The sequence below is a fragment of the Nocardioides sp. Soil796 genome, assembly GCF_001429525.1.
Lineage (GTDB): Bacteria > Actinomycetota > Actinomycetes > Propionibacteriales > Nocardioidaceae > Nocardioides.
In genome coordinates, this window is the sequence record NZ_LMSQ01000019.1 from 225,867 (window position 1) to 244,303 (window position 18,437).

Below are 18,437 nucleotides of genomic sequence, written 5' to 3' on the forward strand. Positions count from 1 at the left end.
GGCTCAGGGGCGGAACCTGACCCAGCCCCTGACCTGTTCGCCGTCGACGGTGTTGAAGTCGCCGCCCGCGACCACACCCAGGCGCGACACGGAGATCGCCTTCACCCCCCAGAACCCGTCGAACCGGGGTCGGAAGTTGCGGTCGAGGGCGCCGGTGAACGCCGACGCCGCCAGCATCTTGATCCGCTTGTTGCCCCGGAACCCGTCGTGGAAGCCGAAGTAGACCCGGCCCCGGTAGTACTCGATCGCCTGGATGTCGCCCATCGCGGCGACGCGCCAGAGCCGAGTTCCGGAGCGGGTGCTCCACGCCGAGGCAGTGTTCGCCCCGGACCCTCCGGCGCCGTACAGCCGCGAGCCGGTGGCGTTGACCGCGAGGCCGAGCGTGGGCTTGGTGGCGCGGGCGAAGGCCGGCCCGGTCGTGGCACCGGTGGTCGACCGCACCGCACCGACACCGTTGCGCCACGCACGGTTGACCTTGCTGAACGGGCCGGCCACGTAGACCGTCGACGAGGAGCGGGCCTTGGCCAGTCCCCAGACGACATTGTTGACGCGGGGCCGGAAGCGACCGTCGAGGGCGCCTCGCCTCGAAAACTTGGCGAGGCGCCACCGGGTCCTCCCGTTGACGTCGGTGAACTTGCCACCGACGTACACCGAGGTGCGGTCGACCGCGATGGCCCTGACGGTGTTGTTGAAACGGGGCCGGAAGCCGGAGTCCAGCCGTCCCGAGGTGACCGAGACCTTGGCCATCCGGAGCCGGGCCCGGCCCGCGACCTGGGTGAAGGAGCCACCCACGTAGACGAAGCTCCCGTCGGCCTCGAGGGCGCGCACGGTGCCCACGGTGTCGGCGGTCCAGTTCATCCGCAGGGCACCGGTGGTCATGCTGAACGCGGCGAGGTTGCGGCGGGGAACCACCGCGCCCGTGGGGCTGATCGCCGTGCGGAAGGCTCCTCCGACGATGACGGTGTCACCGATGATGGCAGTGGCGAACACGGGACCGTTCACCTGCCAGGAGCCCTCGGGAACCCGGTACGGCACCGCTTCGACCGACGCGACTGCCGGGCTGTCCACCGACACCAGGCTGATCGCCGCCGCGACCGCACCGGCCACCAGCAGCCGAACCGCGGCCCTGTACCCGGTCACTGGTCCGCCACCCTGAGCACGAGAGCGGGTCCGAGGCCGCCGGGGTACTCCGAGGACGCGTAGTCGGCGCCGTTCGTCGACATCGGCGTGATCCGCAGGCTCAGTGCTCCGTCGCCGGTGACGAGATCAGTCACGTCCACCTCGTACCAGCTGCCCGCCTGGATGCTCGGCAGGGTGGCCACGGGTGGGCCGGCGGCCGGCGCCGTGTTCCAGGTGACCGTCTGCTCGCTCCACGTCGTGTCACTCGTCCCGGACACCGCGCCTCCTGCCTCCGTGGGGTCCAGGACGTAGAGGCGAAGCGTCGCCCGCTGCACCTGACGACCTGCGACGCCCGTGACCGAGAACCGCACCAGGCTGTTGAGCACCGCGGGTGACGAGTCGACCAGGAGCCGGTCGGCCCCGCCGAAGTTCGTCGTCGGCTGGCCCTGGTGGATGGTGGCATCGTCCGTGGCCGCGAACGTCACCTCCTCGGTGCCCGGGTCGGGCGGGCCGTCCGGTGGGAACCTGACCCACCCCTGGGCGGCCACTCCAGTGACGCTGGTGAAGTCGCCACCGGCCACCAGGCCGAGCGGGGAGATGTCGATCGCCATCACGCCCATGAACCGGTTGAACCGCGGCCGGAACGTGGGGTCGACCGCGCCGGTCACGGCGTCGGCCGCGAGCAGCTTGAGCTCGTGGTTGGTCTGGTAGCCGTCGTGGAAGCCGAAGTAGACCGTGCCCTGGTAGTACTCGATGGCCTGGATGTCGCCCATGGTGACGACTCGCCACACCCGGGTCCCGGTCGCCGTGCTCCACGCCGCCGCCGTGTTGTTGGCGCCGGCGCCGTACAGCCGGGTCCCGTCAGGATTGATCGCCAGACCCAGGGTGGGCCGGGCGGAGGACCCGAACGACGGTCCGGTGGTCGACCCGTTGGTGGCGCTCAGGGCGCCCACCCCGTTCCGGTTCACCCCGTTCAGCTGGGTGAACAGGCCGGACACGTACACCACCGACGAGGTCGGCGTCTTCACGATCCCCCACACGTAGCCGTTGGCGTTGGGACGGAAGTCCGGGTCGAGTGCCCCGTTGAAGGTGAGCTTGGCGATGCGCTGCCTGGTCGCGCCGTTCACGGTGGTGAACTGACCGCCCACGTAGACGGCGGACGCGTCGGTCTCGATCGCCCTGACCGTGCTGTTGAGATTGGGCCGGAACTGCGCGTCCACGGCGCCGGTGGCCACACCGAGTTTCGCGATCCGCTGACGGGCCTGCCCGGCGATCGTGGTGAAGCTTCCACCCACATAGATGGAACTGCCGTCCGTCTCGAGGGCCCGGACGTCAGCGCTCGCGTCAGCCCGCCAGTCCGTGCGCAGGGCTCCCGTGGTCAGGCTGAAGGCGGCCAGGTTCCGCCTCGCCACCGACTGGCCGTTGGGGCTGACCGCCGTGGTGAACGACCCGCCCACGACCACCGTGTCTCCGACGATGACCGTGGCCCGCACGACTCCGTTGACCCGCCATGACGCCGCTGGCCTCTGGTCCACGAACACGTCCGCCGACGCGGTGGACAAGCTTCCCTGCGCCACGATGCTCAAGGAGGCGCCGAGCAGGCCACCCACCAGCAGGCGCCGTGCACCGCCGAGGGACCACACCTTCCCCTTCATGTCCTGCTCCCCTGCATCCGCGTCCGTTGCCATTGACTCGGTTCGAGGGGTCGCGGCAGGCGAGGTCGTCGCCACTGCCCCCCAAGGCGCCCCACTGGTCGAGCACGCTCGACCGGGCGGCCCCCGAGAACTTCCCCTCAACTCTGGACGCAGGAGGGTCGGCGATGGCCGAGTGCGCCGGGATATACCGCAACTTGGTGAACCTCGCGGCCGACTGTTCGCCCGGCACCCCGTCTCACGGCGGACCGAGCGTGAGCTCGAGGACGGGGCCGGGTGCGGTCGTGGACTCCGATGATGCGTAGTCCGCGCCGTCGGGTGCCGACGACGCCACCCTCAACGCGTAGCTGCCGTCACCCGTGACGTAGCCGGTGAGGTCGACGTCGTAGTCCTGACCCACCGTCACCCTGCCGAGCGTGTCCAGCGCCGGACCGGTGGCAGGCGGCGCGGTGTTCCAGGTGACCGAACCCTCGTCCCATCCGGTGCCCATGGCGAAGAAGGACCCGCCGTTGTTGGAGGGGTCGACGCAGTGGACGTGGAGGGTCGCGGAGAGCACCTGGCGATCGCCGACCCCGGCCACGTCGACCCGGAGGAGCCCGTCCTTGACGGTGTTGCCGTCGACCAGCCAGGTTGCGGCGGCGCCGAAGTTGCGTGTCGGCAGGTCTGCACGGGCGGTGGAGTCCTGCTCGAGCGGGATGACGATCGTGTCGGAGGGCACCGACGTCGTGGCGGTCGCCGGTTCGCTCCAGGCCGACCAGTTGCCTCCGCCATCGCGGGCCCGCACGCGATACGTGTAGGCGCGACCAGCGACCAGCCCCGTGTCGCTGTAGGCCAGCAGGTCGCCCACCGTCGCGACAGCCGTGGCGTCCCGCTCGATCTGGTAGCCGAGCACGGCCTGGTTGTCGCTCGCCGCGGCCCATGCCAGGTCGATCCGGTCCTGGCCCGCCTGCGTGGCGATCAGGCCCGTGGGGGCGGTCGGCGGCTCGGTGTCTTCCGGTGGCGCCGGGTGCACCGCGCTGATGCCCGAGTCGGTGAAGCCCGATCCCGGCACCGGGAGGAACTCCCATTCATAGCTGTCCTCGTGCAGGGTCACCTTCAGGACACCGAAGGCCTGGCCCTGGACCACGCTGTGGGTGGCCGGCGTCGGGAGCGGATACAGGCTTCGCCCGCCGGTGCCGACCACGAAGCTGCGCATTCCGAACGACGGGTCCGGTTGGGCGAGTGCGTCGAGGGGCGCGAACCGTTCATAGAAATGCTCGTGCCCGGCCACCACGAACTCCGCGCCGTGCTGGTGGAGGACGCCCCAGAGGTCTCCCATCTCAGTCCCGTCCTGGCGCGTTCCCGAGACCTGCCAGGGATGATGCCAATAGGCGGCGATGTTGTCCCGGGTGGTCTGCTCCAGGTCGGCACGCAGCCACTGCTCCTGCGGCGACCCTGTCCCGCAGCCACCGACGCGGGCACAGTTGCTGTTGAGCACCACGATGTGCCAGGTCCCGACGTCGTAGCTGTACCAGCCCTGGTCCGGCTGGCCTGCCGCCGACCCGAAGTACGCGAAGTAGGGCGCCGCGTCGGGCGACTGGTACTCGTGGTTGCCGACGGCGGGTCTGGTGCGGTCCAGGTGCCGACCCCAGCTGGGGCCGTAGCAATCGGCGAACTGCTGTGCCGTGGCGTCGGGGTAGACGGTGTCGCCGAGCGCCATGACCGTCCCTTCGACGTCATCGAGCAACGCAGCAGTGGCTTCGTCGTCCGTGGTCTCGCACGCGGCGATGTCCCCGGCACCCACCAGCACCGGGTCGTCGGTCGGCGGGTCGGGCGGATCCGGCTCCCCGGCGACGGTCACCTCGAGACGAGGCGCAAGGGCAGCACCGGCCTCCTTGGACCCGTAGTCGGCGCCGTTCGCGGACTGCGGCTGGAGGCGCAGACTCACGTCACCGTCCGCCGTGACCAGGCTGGTCACGTCCACGTCGTAGCGCACCCCAGCGTTGACCCGGGGCAGCGTGGCGACAGGTGCCGCGGCAGCAGGGGCCGTGTTCCAGGTGACGGTGTCCTCGTCCCAGGAGGCCTCGCCCGTGGGCGCCACGGTGCCGCCCGCCTCGGACTGGTCGACGGCGGCCAGCGACAGCACCGCCCGCTCCACGTCACGGCCGGCGACTCCGTCGACCTCGAAACGGATCAGGCTGTGCTGGACGGCGGGGCTGAGGTCGACCGACAGCCGCTGGGTGCCGCCGAAGTTCCCCTGCGGTTGGTCCTGCCGGACCGTGGCGTCGTCGGACGGGCCGAAGACCAGCTCCTCGGGCTCAGGCCCCAGCTCCGGCGTGGTGACCAACAGCTCCGCGGAGTACGCCGACTCGTTGCCGGCGGCGTCGCGCGCTCGGACGGCGTACCGGTAGGTGCTCTCCGGCTGGAGTGCCGTGTCGTTGAACGTGAGGGTGGTGCCACCCACCGCAGCGACGGGCACACCGTCGCGAGTCACGTCGTAGCCCGCGACGCCCCGATCGTCGCTCGCGGCGCTCCAGGACAGGGCGACCGAGGTCGGCTGGACGGACGTCGTGTGCAGGCCGGTCGGAGGCGACGGTGCCGTCTCGTCGGGCGTCCCCGAGCCCGGGAACCTGGCCCACCCCTGCGCCGCGACCCCGGAGACCTGGGTGAAGTCACCGCCGACCACCACGCCGTCGGCGGTCACGTCGATGGCGTCCACGCCCCAGAAGAGGTTGAACGTCGGGCGGAAGTCGGGGTCGAGGGCCCCGGTCAGGTCGTCGGCCGCGAGGATCCTCAGCCCGGTGTTGCCCTGAAACCCCTCGTGGAAGCCGAAGTAGACCGTGCCATCGTAGTGCTCGATCGCCTGGATGTCCCCCATGGCGCGATGGGTCCAGACCCGGACGCCCGTGCTCGAGTTCCATGCGGAGACGGCGTTGAGCCCGCTGCCACCAGCGCCGTACAGCATCGTCCCGTCCTCGTTGACCGTCAGGCCGAGGGTGGGGCGGGCCGAGGAGCCGAACGACGGACCCGTGGTGGCGCCTGTGACGGCGTTCAGGCCACCCACACCGTTGCGGTTGACGCCGTTCAGCTGGCCGAACGGGCCTGACACGTAGACCACGGGGGACGAAGGCGCCTTGGTGATGCCGAAGACGTTGCCGTTGGCCTCCGGCGTGAACTGGCCGTCCAGCTGACCGGTCGTCGACAGGCGCGCCACCCGGAGCCGGGAGGCCCCGTCCACGCTGGTGAAGTGGCCACCGGCGTAGAGCGACGACCCGTCGAGGACCAGCGCGCGGACGGTCGAGTTGACGTTCGGCGCGAAGCCCGGGTCCAGGTCACCGCTCCCGACGCCCACCTTGGCCAGACGCCGCCGGGTCTGTCCGTCCACGTTGGTGAAGGAGCCGCCCACGTACAGCCAGGAGCCGTCGGAGTCGAGGGCCTGCACCGTGGAATCGACGTCGGCCCGCCAGTCGGTCAGGAGGGCACCAGTGGTCAGGTCGAAGGCGGCCAGGTTGCGTCGTGGCACGGACTGTCCGGTGGGGCTGACGGCGGCAGTGAACGTGCCTCCGACGAAGACTGTGTCGCCCACGATCTTGGTGGCGTAGGTGCGTCCGTTCAGCCGCCAGGAGGGCGCCGGGGTGTCGTCGACGTGGACGTCCGCCATGACCGGGGCCAGGACACCCTGGCCCGCCAGGCTCAGCGCCAGGCCGACGAGCGCGGCCAGCAGCAACCGCACGAGCCCTGGACAGTTCCCGCTGTCGCTCCTCATCACGCCACCCACCTGACCGCTCATCCCGGGATGCCCCTCCCCGGGACGAACTGAGCAGACCCGCCCATCGTGCCACCAGAACGCGCGCGGACCCGGGTCGAGTGGGTCTATCGCCCATTTTGGAGATGGTCCGTGGAGATGGTCCCGGCGAGCCGTCGTACGACGCTCAGCTGTTGAAGCGCGACTGCGTCTTCGCGAGGCCCTCGGTGGTCAGGCACTCGATCGCGTCTGCGGCGTCGAAGACCTGGAACGGGAGCTCCTTCTTCTCCTTCGCGGAGTAGTTCGAGAGCACGAAGTCGGCGACGTCCTGGCGGCCCGGGGGGCGGCCGATGCCGGCCCGCACCCGGTAGAAGTCGCCGGTGCCGAGCGAGGAGCGCATCGAGCGCAGGCCGTTGTGACCGTTGTCGCCACCGCCGAGCTTGACCCGCAGGGTTCCGAAGCCGATGTCGAGCTCGTCGTGCACGGCGATGATGCGCTCGGGCGGCACCTTGTAGAACTTGGCCACTGCCGAGACCGGCCCGCCGGACTCGTTCATGTAGCCGCGCCCGCGCATCAGCACGACGCGGGGTCCGGGCGTGCCGGCAGGGGTCAGCCTGCCCTCGACCACGTCGGCGCGCCCGGTCTTGTGCGCACGCCAGGACGCACTCATCCGCGCGGCCAGCTCGTCCGTGACGAGGTAGCCGACGTTGTGCCGGTGCCCGGAATACGAAGGACCGGGATTCCCCAGGCCGACGACGAGCCACACGTCCTGTGGTTCGGTCATGCCTGAAGTATCCCGGTCCTTGCGCGAAACGATCAAACGGGTTCGGCGGAAGATCACTCCTCGGAGGAACCCTCGGCAGCCTCTTCGCCGACCTCGGGCACCTCGGGCTCGTCCTTCTCGATGCCGGCCTCGGCCTCGGCCTCTTCGAGCTCGGCCTCGACCTCTTCGGTCGTGGGCGCCTCGACGATGTTGACGATGAGGAGCTCGTCGTCGGAGAGCAGCGTGCTGCCCGACGGGAGCGTGATCGCGTTGGCCAGGATCTGGGTGCCCGCCTCGAGTCCCTCGATGGAGACCTCGAAGTACTCGGGGATGTGCGTCGCCTCGGCCTCGACCTGGAGGGTGGTGTTCTCGGTCATCACCAGGGTCTCCTTGGCGGCCTCGCCGACCAGGTGGACGGGGACGTCGACGGTGACCTTCTCGCCCTTGCGGACGGCGACGAAGTCGATGTGCTCGATCAGGCGGCGGACCGAGTCGACCTGGACGGCCTTGGTCAGCGCGAGCTGGGTCTTGCCGTCGATGTCGAGCTCGAGCAGCGCGTTGGCGCCACCGTGGCGCAGCGCCATGGTGGTGGCGTGCGTCGGCACGGTCACGTGGATCGGGTCGTTGCCGTGGCCGTAGATGACCGCGGGGATCTGGTTGGCACGACGGGCCCGGCGGGCGGCGCCCTTGCCGAACTCGGTGCGGGTCTCGGCCTTGATCTTCTCGGCTGACATGTTCTTCTCCTGGCGTGGTTCGCGGATGCGTGCTTCTCAGATGAGGGCAGTGGATGCCGGAGACGAGAAACGCCGCGTCTTCCGGATCGGAAAGCGCGGCGTGGTGGATCTACCGGCCCTGTCGATCACGGAGTCCCTGCGGATGTGCAGCGCTCCCTCGCCGAGGCAACTGGACGATCTTACGGCCGGGTCCCCCCGGTTGACCAATTCACGCCTTCCCGGTGCCCAGTAACGTCGACGCGTGACCTCCCTCTCGCTCTCCGAGTCCCGTCAGCGCGCCACCCTCCTCGACGTCACGTCGTACGACGTACACCTCGACCTGACCGGCATGGAGCACTTCGGCTCACGCTCCACGATCCGGTTCACCGCACGGGAGACCGGGGCGGAGACGTTCGTCGAGATCGCCGACGCACTCTCGGTGCGGGCCACCCTCAACGGCGTGGAGCTGCCGGCGGGCGCGTGGGCCGACGGCCGCGTCACGCTCACGGATCTCGCCGAGCACAACGAGCTCGTCGTCGACGCGACGCTGCCCTACGTCACCAACGGCGACGGCATGCACCGGTTCGTCGACCCGGCCGACGGGGAGACCTACGTGTCGGCGTACTGCGGGATGGACATCGCCTCACGGGTCTTCGCCTGCTTCGACCAGCCCGACCTGAAGGCGACGGTCACGCTGACCGTGGACGCCGACCCGCGGTGGACCGTGCTGGCCAACGGTCAGTGCAGGCTCTCGGGCGAGGGCCACTGGTCCTTCGCCACCACGCCGCCCATCTCGCCGTACCTCTTCGTGGTGTGCGCCGGTCCCTGGCACTCGGTGGCGTTCGAGCACCGCGGGCTGCCGTTCGGGTGGCACGCGCGCCAGTCGCTGGCCACCGAGCTCGATCGGGACGCCGACGAGCTGCGCCGGATCACCACCTCCTGCTTCGACCACTTCACCGCGACCTTCGACGAGCCCTACGCGTTCGACTCCTACGACCAGGTGATGGTCCCGGGCCTGAACTGGGGCGCCATGGAGATGCCCGGCTGCATCACCTTCGACGACGGACTGCTCTTCCGCGGCACTCCGAGCGCCATGCAGGCGCAGCACCGCGCCATGGTGATCGCGCACGAGATGGCACACATGTGGTTCGGCGACCTGGTCACCATGAAGTGGTGGGAGGACTCCTGGCTCTCCGAGTCGTTCGCCGACTACATGGGCTACCAGGTGGCCGGCGCCGCCGCCGGCTTCACCGACGGCTGGATCGCGTGTGCGGTCAACAGCAAGCCGAGCGGCTACCGGGCCGACGAGCGTCGCTCCACCCACCCGGTGGCCGAGGACGCCGAGGCGATGGTCGACGTCGACACCGCCTTCGGGAACTTCGACATGATCACCTACGCCAAGGGCAACGCCGTGCTGCGCCAGCTGGTCACCTGGCTCGGCGAGGACACGTTCGTGGCCGGGGCCAACGCCTACCTGACCCGCCACGGCTTCGGGAACGCGGAGCTCGCCGACTTCCTCGAGGCCCTGGACTCGGTCAGCGATCGCGACGTCCGCGCCTGGGCGCAGGTGTGGCTGCGGCAGAGCGGGTTCGACACGATCCTCGTCAGCCGCGACGGCGGCGTGCCGGTGCTCACCTGTGAGGGCGGGCGGCCGCACCGCCTCACCGTCACCGGGTACGCCGACTCCGGCGAGGTGGTCGGCTCGCGACTCGTCGATCTCGCCGACGAGCCCGTGCCGCTGCCCGAGTTCGCCGGTCTGGCCGTGGTCGCCAACAGCGGCGACGAGACCTTCGCCCGGGTGCGGCTCGACCCGCAGTCGTGGGCGTTCGTTGTCGACCGGCTGAGCCACCTCGAGGACCCGCTGACCCGGGCCGTGCTCTGGCACACCGCGGTCGACATGACGCGCACGGGCGACCTTCCGGTGCCCGACGTGTTCGCCCTGGTCGCGGCCCACCTGGCCGCGGAGCCGCACCCGATGGTCTTCGAGGGCGCGCTGGTTCTCGTGCGCGAGCAGGTGCTCGCGCGTCTCGTCGCACCCGCGCAACTGGAGGAGGCGGCCGGGGTCGTCTCCTCGGTCGCGACGATGGTGCTGGCCGACGGCTGGGACGGGCCCCGCGCCGTCGCCGCCGCTCAGGCCCTGGCCGCCACGACGACCGACGTCGCCCTGCTCGAGGAGTGGTTGTCCTCCGGCGAGACCGCTCCGGGCCACCCGCTCGACCCCGACCTGCGGTGGTCCGCCGTACGCCGACTCGTCGAGCTTGGCGCCGACCCCTCGGTGATCGACCACACGCTGGAGCAGGACTCCTCGGCGAGCGGGGAGATCGGTGCGCTCCGAGCCCGCGCCGCCGTACCCACGCCCGAGGCGAAGGCCGCGGCCTGGGCGCTGGCCTACGAGGGCGAGCCGTCGAACCGCGAGTTCCGCGCGGTCAACGACGGCTTCTGGACCGCCGGGCAGCACGATCTCGTCGACGCCTACCTCGACCGCTACGTGGAAGCCGGGCCCAAGGTGGCCCGCCGTCGGGGCCAGGCCTTCTCGAAGGGCGTCGGCCACTCGTTCCCCGTGCTGCCGCTGCCGCTGCCGGCGATGGAGCGCCTGCGCGACGGCGTGACGGGCGCCTTGGCCGACTCCACCGACGGTGTCCCCACCGCTGCCGGCGTCCCCACCGCTGCCGGCGTCCCGACCGTGCTGCACCGCGAGTGGTCCGACCGCCTCGACGACCTCACCCTCGCCCTCCACGTCAGGTCGCGAACCGTGGATTCTTGATGCGCGAACCGCGTGCTTTCGATGCGCGAACCGGGGATTTTTGCGCCCCGGTCTGTGCTCACGCCCAGGGGTCGGTGATCTCGCGCAGGTCCTCGAGCGCCCGGCGTAGCTGGCGCATCTTCGCGGCGCCCAGGTGCTGCTCCCACTCCGACTCGATCAGGTGCTCCGTCTCGCGGGCAGCCTGCTGCGCACGCCGACCTCGCTCGGCCAGGCTGACCAGCCGGGCCCGGGCGTCGGTCGGGTCGGGTTCGCGAGTGACATAGCCGGCCTTCTCGAGCTGGTCGACCAGCGACCCGGCGCTCTGCTTGGTGACCTGCGCCTGCTCGGCGAGGTCGGTGAGGCGGGTCCCGTCCGGACCGATGCGGGCGGCCACCCTCGCCTGCGCCAGGGTCAGGTCGCCGAACCCCTCTGCGGCCAGGTGCTCGAGGATGCGCGTCTCGGCGTACCGGGACGACACGAACATCAGCAGCGCCGGGTTCATCGGCTCCTCGTCGACCATCTGCTCCCCCTTGAGGATTGACCCTTGACAGAACTGGTCAGGCAGGCTGACCATATTGGTCAGGCAATCTTACTACTTATCGGTGGGCGTGATGGACCTCGACACGTTGTGGAGCCACATCCACGCGGAACGCCGCTCACTCGCGGCGACCTTGGCCGGTCTCTCCGCCGCCGAGTGGCAGACCGAGTCACTGTGCCCGGGCTGGACCGTCAAGGACGTCGCCGCCCATGTCATCTCGAACCCACAGATCGGCTGGCGCGCCATGCCGGGCATGACGCTGCGCAACCTCGGCCGCGGCTACAACGCGATGATCTTCCGCGAGGTCAGGAGGCTCTCCGCCGCCCGGTCCCCCGACGAGGTGCTCGCCGACTTCACGACGTACGCCGACTCACGCCGGCACGTGCCGGTCACGACGACCGTCGAGCCGCTGATCGACGCACTTGTGCACCACCAGGACATCGTGCGTCCGCTGGGCCTCTCCCACACAATGGACCCCGAGGCCGCGTCGCTCGCGGCCGACCGGGTCCGCAGACTGGCCTTCCTGATGGGCACCCGCAAGGTGGTCCGCAGCGTGCGAATGGAGGCGACCGACGTCGACTGGGTGCGCGGGTCCGGGCCGACGGTGCGCGGCCCGATGCAGGAGCTGCTGATGGTCTGCGCCGGGCGGGCCCGCGTCGCGACCGGGCTCAGCGGCGAGGGGCTGGCGCTGGTGGGGTGACGAGCGGACCGTTCGACATGCAGTTCGCGCCGACGGCCCGGACGCTGAGCGTGAACCGTCGCGACCATGAGCCGAACTGCATGTTCTACGGTCCGCCAGCGTGCGTGCCGGGCGTGCGTGCCGGGCGGTTCTCGTTCACGCGGGCGTCGACACTGCTCGACCTCCCCGCATGACGTGGGTCTCGACACGGCCGACGCCGCTTCGCAAGCTCAGCGGCGGGCCTGCTCGACCTCCCGCGTCACGGACCCTGGCTCGTTCCTCGCCAGGCTCCTACGCGTGACCGTCGAACATGGAGGTGACGGAACCATCCTCGAAGACCGCGCGGATCGCACTGGAGAGCAGCGGGGCGATCGAGAGCTCGGTCAGCTTGTCGAACTTCTGCTCGTCGGAGAGCGGCAGCGTGTTGGTCACCACGACCTCGGTCGCCGAGCAGTTCTTCAGCCGGTCGACCGCCGGGCCGGAGAGGATCGGGTGGGTGGCCGCGATGATCACGCCGGCCGCGCCCTCCTCCATGAGGGCCTCGGCGGCCTTCACGATCGTGCCGCCGGTGTCGATGATGTCGTCGGTCAGCACGCAGTAGCGGCCCTTGACGTCACCGACGACGCGGTTGGCGACGGTCTCGTTGGGCCGGTCGGTGCGGCGGGTCTTGTGGATGAAGGCCAGCGGCACACCGCCGAGGCGGGCGGACCAGCGCTCGGCGACCTTGATCCGGCCGGCGTCGGGCGAGACCACGGCGAGCGGCTGGTCGCCGTACTTCTCCTTGACGTAGTCGGCCAGGATCGGCAGCGCCATCAGGTGGTCGACCGGGCCGTCGAAGAAGCCCTGCAGCTGGTCGGCGTGCAGGTCGACGGTGATGAGGCGGTCGGCGCCGGCGGTCTTGAAGAGGTCGGCGATCAGGCGGGCCGAGATCGGCTCGCGGCCGCGGTGCTTCTTGTCCTGGCGGCTGTAGCCGTAGAACGGCATGACCACCGTGATGCGCTTGGCGGAGGCGCGCTTGAGCGCGTCGACCATGATCAGGTGCTCCATGATCCACTCGTTGATCGGAGCCGTGTGGCTCTGGATCACGAAGGCGTCACACCCGCGGACGGACTCCTCGTAGCGGACGTAGATCTCGGAGTTGGCGAACTCGTACGCCTGGGTCGGCACGAGGCCGGTGCCGAGGTGCTCGGCGACCGCCTGCGCGAGATCCGGGTGGGCCCTTCCGCTGAACACCATCAGGTTCTTCTCGGTGGTCCGCTTCATTCCGCTCACGCCGGGGGCTCCTCAAGTTCGCGTGGTTGTGCGCCGGTGTTCCTGATTCTGCCCCCAGATTTCACTCGCCGCTAATCCGGCTCAGTCCTCGGATGACCCCGCGGCGTCCTGTACGGCGGCGCGACGTTCCTTCCACCGCTCCAGATTGCGCTGCGGACCCGCCGACACCGCCAGGGCACCGTCAGGAACATCACGTCGCACGGTGGTCCCGCCGCCCGTCATCGCGTCGTCGCCGATCTCGATCGGAGCCACGAACGTGTTGTTGGAACCGGTCTTGGTGCGGTTGCCGATCTTGGTGCGGTGCTTGTTGGTGCCGTCGTAGTTGGCGAAGATCGTGCCGGCCCCGATGTTGGACTCCTCGCCGATCTCGGCGTCCCCGACGTACGACAGGTGCGGCACCTTCGACCCGTTGCCGATCTGCGCGTTCTTGGTCTCGACGAACGCCCCGATCTTGCCGCGCGCGCCGAGGTTGGTGCCGGGACGCAGGTAGGAGAACGGGCCGACATTGGCCTCGTCGCCGATGACGGCGAGCTCGCCGTGCGTGCGTACGACGCGGGCACCCTGGCCGATCTCGCAGTCCTTGAGGGTCGTGTCCGGACCGACGACGGCGTCCTCACCGATCACGGTGGCACCCAGCAGCTGGGTGCCGGGCAGGATCGTCACGTCGCGGTTGAGCACCACGTCGGCGTCGATCCACGTGGTCTCGGGGTCCATCACCGTCACGCCGTCCTTCATCCACTGCGTGACGATGCGCCGGTTGAGCTCGCGGCCCAGGGCGGCCAGCTGGGCGCGGTCGTTGGCGCCCTCGGTCTGGCTGACGTCGTCGATCGCGTAGGCGCCGACGGTCAGGCCGGCCTCACGCGCGATGCCGACCGTGTCGGTCAGGTAGAACTCGGCGTTCGCGTTGTTGTTGCCGATCTTGGTCAGCGCCTCCGCCAGGAAGGACGCGTCGAAGGCCAGGATGCCGGAGTTGATCTCGCCGATGTCGCGCTGAAGCGGCGTCGCGTCCTTCTCCTCGACGATCGCCTCGACGTCGCCTTCCTTGTTGCGCACGATGCGGCCGTAGCCGAAGGGGTTGGGCACGATGCCGGACAGGATGCTGACCGCGCGCTCCGCGGCTTCGTGCTCCTCGGCGAAGGCGCGGAGGCTGTCGCCGCGCAGCAGCGGGGTGTCGCCGGTGACCACCACGACGGTGCCCTCGAGCGGGCCGTCGAGGGCGTCGATCGCCACGCGCACCGCGTGGCCGGTGCCGTCCTGGGACTCCTGGACGGCGAGGATCGCCTCCGGCACCAGCTGCTGGATGTGCGGCCCGACCTGCTCACGCTGGGTGCCGATGACCGCGACGATCCGCTGCGGCTCCATCGCCTGTACGGCGTTGAGCACGTGGCCGATCATGCTGCGCCCGCCCACCTCGTGGAGCACCTTCATGGTCTTCGACTTCATGCGGGTGCCCCCGCCGGCAGCGAGGACGACGACGGTCAGGTTGTGCGGCACAGGTGCTCCTCCGTTGTGTGACTGCTGGTGCGCTGGGCAGCGTCGGCCTCCGAGTGTGCCATGTCAGGCGCGCTCGGGCCGCCCCGGGAAATCGCTTCGCCGGCCCTTCGAGGACTCGCTACTCTCGCGACATGCCCTCAGATTCGGGAACCCGGACGGACGAACGCATCGAGGTGCAGCGCACCGTCGCAGCCACGCCGGAAGACATCTTCGCCGTGCTGTGCGACCCGCTCGGCCACGTCGACATCGACTCCTCCGGCATGTTGATGGACGCCACCGGCGATCCGGTGACGAGCGTCGGCGACCGGTTCGTCGTACACATGGACCGTGAGGCGCTGGGCGACGTCCCGATGGGTGAGTACGACGTCGAGGTGGTCATCGAGCGCTTCGACGCGGGCCGTGAGATCGGGTGGAGCATCGTCGGCACGATCAAGCCGCCGATCGGCCACGTCTACGGCTACCGGCTCGACCCCACCGAGCCGGCCGAGGACGGCACCGTGCGCACGCTGGTGACCAGCTACTACGACTGGTCGACCGCGCTACCTGAGTGGAAGGCGATCTTCCCGGTGATCTCCGAGGCGAACCTGAAGGGGACGCTCGGCATCCTGGCCCGCACCGTCAAGCGACGAGGTCGCGTCTAGGGCGCTGCGATGACGGCGAACTCGTTGCCGTCGGGGTCGGTCATCGCCACGGAGCCATCACCGACATCTGCGCCCCGGGCAGCACCGAGGGCGACCAGGCGGTCGACCTCGGCCCGCTGGTCACCGTCGGCCACGAGCTCGAAGCGCATGCGGTCCCGGCCGTGCCTGGGCATCAGTGGCGGACCGCTCCACGTCACCTTCGAGCCACCTCGGGGCGACTGGATCGCGGTCTCCTCGTCCTGGTCCCAGACCAGCGGCCAGCCCAGCGCCTCGCTCCAGAAGTAGCCGACCTGCTGCGAGCCGTCGCAGTTGATCGCGCCGATGAAACCGGTGTCGGCCAGGAAGTTGTTGCCCGGCTCGATGACGCAGAACTCGTTGCCCTCGGGATCGGCGAGCACGACGTGCCCGTCGTCGGGGGTCTGGCCGATGTCGATGTGCTGCCCGCCCAGCTCGAGGGCCCGGGCCACCGTCTGCTGCATGGCGTCGTCAGAAGCGCTGGTCAGGTCGAAGTGGATCCGGCCCTGGCCGACCTTCTTCTCCTCCGTCGCGACGAACCGGAGCCTGACTCCCGGCTCGTCGTCCGGCAACAGGGTGAGCCCGCCGTCGACACTCTCCCAGCCCAGGACTTCGCCCCAGAAGCGGGCCAGCCCGACGGGGTCGTTGGCATCGAAGGTCAGCGCGTGCAGACGTGCGGTCATTGCACCGACGCTAGGACGGTGACCGTTGCGCCGCAACGGAATTTGCTCCCCGGGTAGGAGTCGAACCTACGTCGCTAGTCCTGATTCAAAGTCAGGCGGGCCCTGCCGGCAGACCAACCGGGGAATGCCCCCGTCCCGCCTGGCGGGGCTGGAGGCCACGCCCGGCAGACCAACCGGGGATCGATCCCCGTCCCGCCTGGCGGGGCTGGCAGCCACGCCCGGCAGACCAACCGGGGAACGCCCTCGCTCTGGGCGAGGTGTGGCCACAGGTTACTGGCCTCCTGCGGGCGGGCGACAATCTGCCCTAGTGTCGAGCCATGGACCTGCCCGTCATGCCACCCGTGCAACCGATGCTGGCCAAGCCGGTCAAGGGCATCCCCGACCCGGCGAAGCACGACGGCCTCTCGTTCGAGCCCAAGTGGGACGGCTTCCGCTGCCTGGTCTTCAAGGACGGCGACGAGGTCGAGCTCGCCTCACGCAACACGAAGCCGCTGACCCGCTACTTCCCCGAGGTGGTGGCCGCCGCGCGCGAGCAGCTGCCCGACCGCTGCGTGCTCGACGGCGAGCTCTTCGTCGCGGTGGGCGACCGGCTGGAGTTCGAGGTCCTCCAGGAACGCATCCATCCAGCCGCCTCGCGCATCGAGATGCTGTCGGAGAAGACACCGGCCGGCTTCGTCGCCTTCGACCTGCTCGCCCTCGGCGACACGTCGTACGTCGACCGCCCGTTCGCCGAGCGACGTACCGCCCTCGAGGAAGCACTCGTCGGCCTGGCCGGGCCGTGCTACCTCACCCGCACCACGACCGATCCGACCGAGGCCGAAGACTGGTTCGAGCAGTTCGAGGGTGCCGGACTCGACGGCGTGATCGCCAAGCCACTCGGTGCGACGTACCAGCCGAACGCGCGCGCCATGCTGAAGATCAAGCACTCCCGCACCGCCGACGTGGTGCTGGCCGGCTACCGCGAGCACAAGACGTCGACCCCCGAGGCACCGCTGCTCGGCTCCCTCCTCCTCGGGCTGTACGCCGACGGCGAGCTGCAGCACATCGGGGTCTCCGCCTCGTTCACCGCGGCCCGTCGCGCCGAGCTGATCGCCGAGCTGCAGCCGCTGGTCTGCGACATCGCCGACCACCCGTGGGGGCGCTGGAACGAGTTCCTCACCGCCAACCCGGATCGGGTGCCGGGCACCCAGTCGAGATGGAGTGCAGGCAAGGACCTGTCCTTCACTCCCCTGCGTCCGGAGCGGGTCCTGGAGGTCGGCTACGACCACATGGAGGGCCGTCGTTTCCGGCACACGGCACAGTTCAAGAGATGGCGTCCGGACCGTGATCCGGAGTCGTGCGGATATGACCAGCTCGAGGAGCCGGTTTCCTACGACCTGGGTAGAATTCTCTCTATCAGCTGACGATCCGGAGGCATGATCATGGCTACTCATTACGACGTCGTTCTCCTGTGCGAACAGGCGCTCTCCGACGAAGACGCAACGCAGGTCACCTCACTGCACAACGAGCTCGAGGAGCCGGTCGTCTACCACGTGCTGATGCCCGTCGAGGACGCCGCGGCCCGGGTCGAAGCGGCGATGGGCTCACTGGCCGCGGGCGAGGTGATGGCTGCCCCGGCGATGGCAATCGGCGAGGTCGACCTGGCCGAGGTCCGCAAGGAGTGCCTCGACCACTCCGAGCGCGAGCTCGCCCTCACCCTGGCTGCGCTGAAGAAGGCCGGAGCCACGGCCGACGGCAAGGTCGTCCACGAGCACCCGATCGACGCGCTCTCCGCGGCGGTCACCGAGCACGACGGTCGCGAGGCGATCATCCTGACCCGGCCGCACGTGGTGGCCGAGTTCTTCCACGTCGACTGGACCTCACGTGCCCGCCGCAAGATCGGCGTTCCGGTGCTCCACCTGCTCGAGCGCGAGACCTTCGACGAGCAGGCCGAGGGCTACGGCGAGGGCATCACGGGCGTCTGAGCCGAACGAGCTGACCGGCCACAGCGTCCCACCATTTCGGCCCGGTTGCGTCTACATTCGAGTGGTACGCCGTGCAACGTCGCGCGGCATGAACCGGTAGGAGTGAGCATGCAGATCCTCGGACTCATCGTCATCGGCATCATCATCGGCGTCGTGGCCCGCCTTCTCAAGCCCGGCCGGCAGAACATCAGCCTCGTGATGACCTTCGTGCTCGGCATCGCCGGCGCCCTGATCGGCGGCATCATCGCCTCGCTGATCGGCACCGGAGAGATCTTCGAGCTGAACGTGATCGGCACCATCGTCGGCGTCATCGCGGCCATCGTGCTGATCGGCGTGGCCGAAGGAACGATGGGCAAGAAGAAGGTCTGAGCAACGACCTTGCCGGGAGGACCTCCCGGCCGAAACATGAACTCCCCGGGCGAAATTTCGGCCGGGGA

General features: G+C 69.8%; 15 protein-coding genes and 1 tRNA gene. 6 read left to right on the forward strand and 10 right to left on the reverse strand.

Features of this window, described 5'->3' with window-relative positions; genetic code table 11:
- Positions 1 to 3: 3 nt before the first annotated feature.
- From ASH02_RS18355 to ASH02_RS18375, 5 genes are all read right to left on the reverse strand, one after another.
- Positions 4 to 1,140, reverse strand: a complete 1,137-nt coding sequence (locus ASH02_RS18355; protein WP_057295232.1) for a hypothetical protein — start codon at positions 1,138 to 1,140, stop codon at positions 4 to 6.
- Positions 1,137 to 2,774 (reverse strand): CBM96 family carbohydrate-binding protein, encoded by a 1,638-nt coding sequence (locus ASH02_RS18360; protein ID WP_057295233.1) that lies wholly within the window; start codon positions 2,772 to 2,774, stop codon positions 1,137 to 1,139. The genes ASH02_RS18355 and ASH02_RS18360 overlap by 4 nt, the downstream gene beginning before the upstream one ends.
- 235 nt (positions 2,775 to 3,009) lie before the next feature.
- On the reverse strand, positions 3,010 to 6,516 hold the full coding sequence (locus tag ASH02_RS18365; protein WP_156409803.1) for a CBM96 family carbohydrate-binding protein: 3,507 nt from the start codon (positions 6,514 to 6,516) through the stop codon (positions 3,010 to 3,012).
- A 166-nt stretch (positions 6,517 to 6,682) separates the two neighbouring features.
- Positions 6,683 to 7,279: an aminoacyl-tRNA hydrolase gene (gene pth, locus ASH02_RS18370; protein WP_056685938.1), complete on the reverse strand. Its 597-nt coding sequence runs from the start codon at positions 7,277 to 7,279 to the stop codon at positions 6,683 to 6,685.
- A 53-nt stretch (positions 7,280 to 7,332) separates the two neighbouring features.
- A complete protein-coding gene (locus tag ASH02_RS18375) occupies positions 7,333 to 7,992 on the reverse strand; it encodes a 50S ribosomal protein L25/general stress protein Ctc (protein ID WP_056685935.1) in 660 nt (219 codons plus the stop codon).
- 241 nt (positions 7,993 to 8,233) lie between these two features.
- Between ASH02_RS18375 and pepN the strand changes: the two genes are divergently transcribed.
- Positions 8,234 to 10,735, forward strand: a complete 2,502-nt coding sequence (pepN, locus tag ASH02_RS18380; protein WP_057295234.1) for an aminopeptidase N — start codon at positions 8,234 to 8,236, stop codon at positions 10,733 to 10,735.
- A 58-nt stretch (positions 10,736 to 10,793) separates the two neighbouring features.
- On the opposite strand, the gene ASH02_RS18385 is transcribed toward pepN, so the two are convergent.
- Positions 10,794 to 11,234: a MarR family winged helix-turn-helix transcriptional regulator gene (locus ASH02_RS18385; protein ID WP_056685926.1), complete on the reverse strand. Its 441-nt coding sequence runs from the start codon at positions 11,232 to 11,234 to the stop codon at positions 10,794 to 10,796.
- A 91-nt stretch (positions 11,235 to 11,325) separates the two neighbouring features.
- Here ASH02_RS18385 and ASH02_RS18390 point away from each other — a divergent pair, with 91 nt between their 5' ends.
- Positions 11,326 to 11,952, forward strand: coding sequence for a maleylpyruvate isomerase family mycothiol-dependent enzyme (locus ASH02_RS18390; RefSeq protein WP_056685923.1), 627 nt, complete (start codon positions 11,326 to 11,328; stop codon positions 11,950 to 11,952).
- A gap of 270 nt (positions 11,953 to 12,222) precedes the next feature.
- Here ASH02_RS18390 and ASH02_RS18395 read toward each other — a convergent pair whose 3' ends face one another.
- Together ASH02_RS18395 and glmU are read right to left on the reverse strand one after the other, a co-directional pair.
- A complete protein-coding gene (locus tag ASH02_RS18395; RefSeq protein WP_056685920.1) occupies positions 12,223 to 13,194 on the reverse strand; it encodes a ribose-phosphate diphosphokinase in 972 nt (323 codons plus the stop codon).
- 90 nt (positions 13,195 to 13,284) lie between these two features.
- Positions 13,285 to 14,697 carry a bifunctional UDP-N-acetylglucosamine diphosphorylase/glucosamine-1-phosphate N-acetyltransferase GlmU gene (gene glmU, locus ASH02_RS18400; RefSeq protein WP_200950135.1) on the reverse strand — a complete coding sequence of 471 codons (1,413 nt, stop codon included), beginning with the start codon at positions 14,695 to 14,697 and terminating at the stop codon, positions 13,285 to 13,287.
- 131 nt (positions 14,698 to 14,828) lie between these two features.
- Here glmU and ASH02_RS18405 point away from each other — a divergent pair, with 131 nt between their 5' ends.
- A complete protein-coding gene (locus ASH02_RS18405; protein WP_056685917.1) occupies positions 14,829 to 15,338 on the forward strand; it encodes a polyketide cyclase in 510 nt (169 codons plus the stop codon).
- Here ASH02_RS18405 and ASH02_RS18410 read toward each other — a convergent pair.
- Together ASH02_RS18410 and ASH02_RS18415 are read right to left on the reverse strand one after the other, a co-directional pair.
- Positions 15,335 to 16,036, reverse strand: coding sequence for a VOC family protein (locus ASH02_RS18410; protein WP_056685915.1), 702 nt, complete (start codon positions 16,034 to 16,036; stop codon positions 15,335 to 15,337). The genes ASH02_RS18405 and ASH02_RS18410 overlap by 4 nt on opposite strands.
- A 45-nt stretch (positions 16,037 to 16,081) precedes the next feature.
- Positions 16,082 to 16,160, reverse strand: a tRNA-Gln gene (locus tag ASH02_RS18415).
- 193 nt (positions 16,161 to 16,353) lie between these two features.
- Here ASH02_RS18415 and ASH02_RS18420 point away from each other — a divergent pair.
- The 3 genes from ASH02_RS18420 (at position 16,354) to ASH02_RS18430 (ending at position 18,369) form a co-directional block, all read left to right on the forward strand.
- Positions 16,354 to 17,439, forward strand: a complete 1,086-nt coding sequence (locus ASH02_RS18420) for an ATP-dependent DNA ligase (RefSeq protein WP_057295235.1) — start codon at positions 16,354 to 16,356, stop codon at positions 17,437 to 17,439.
- Positions 17,440 to 17,457: 18 nt separating this feature from the next.
- Positions 17,458 to 18,000 (forward strand): hypothetical protein, encoded by a 543-nt coding sequence (locus ASH02_RS18425; RefSeq protein ID WP_056686115.1) that lies wholly within the window; start codon positions 17,458 to 17,460, stop codon positions 17,998 to 18,000.
- A gap of 108 nt (positions 18,001 to 18,108) precedes the next feature.
- On the forward strand, positions 18,109 to 18,369 hold the full coding sequence (locus ASH02_RS18430) for a GlsB/YeaQ/YmgE family stress response membrane protein (RefSeq protein ID WP_235530178.1): 261 nt from the start codon (positions 18,109 to 18,111) through the stop codon (positions 18,367 to 18,369).
- The last annotated feature ends 68 nt before the right edge of the window (positions 18,370 to 18,437 follow it).

Coding starts and splice junctions, on each gene's coding strand:
- ASH02_RS18360 (WP_057295233.1), bottom strand. CDS start 2,774: ATGAAGGGGAAGGTGTGGTCCCTCGGCGGTGCACGGCGCCTGCTGGTG.
- ASH02_RS18365 (WP_156409803.1), bottom strand. CDS start 6,516: ATGAGGAGCGACAGCGGGAACTGTCCAGGGCTCGTGCGGTTGCTGCTG.
- pth (WP_056685938.1), bottom strand. CDS start 7,279: ATGACCGAACCACAGGACGTGTGGCTCGTCGTCGGCCTGGGGAATCCC.
- ASH02_RS18375 (WP_056685935.1), bottom strand. CDS start 7,992: ATGTCAGCCGAGAAGATCAAGGCCGAGACCCGCACCGAGTTCGGCAAG.
- ASH02_RS18385 (WP_056685926.1), bottom strand. CDS start 11,234: ATGGTCGACGAGGAGCCGATGAACCCGGCGCTGCTGATGTTCGTGTCG.
- ASH02_RS18390 (WP_056685923.1), top strand. CDS start 11,326: ATGGACCTCGACACGTTGTGGAGCCACATCCACGCGGAACGCCGCTCA.
- ASH02_RS18395 (WP_056685920.1), bottom strand. CDS start 13,194: ATGAAGCGGACCACCGAGAAGAACCTGATGGTGTTCAGCGGAAGGGCC.
- ASH02_RS18405 (WP_056685917.1), top strand. CDS start 14,829: ATGCCCTCAGATTCGGGAACCCGGACGGACGAACGCATCGAGGTGCAG.
- ASH02_RS18410 (WP_056685915.1), bottom strand. CDS start 16,036: ATGACCGCACGTCTGCACGCGCTGACCTTCGATGCCAACGACCCCGTC.
- ASH02_RS18420 (WP_057295235.1), top strand. CDS start 16,354: ATGGACCTGCCCGTCATGCCACCCGTGCAACCGATGCTGGCCAAGCCG.
- ASH02_RS18425 (WP_056686115.1), top strand. CDS start 17,458: ATGGCTACTCATTACGACGTCGTTCTCCTGTGCGAACAGGCGCTCTCC.
- ASH02_RS18430 (WP_235530178.1), top strand. CDS start 18,109: ATGCAGATCCTCGGACTCATCGTCATCGGCATCATCATCGGCGTCGTG.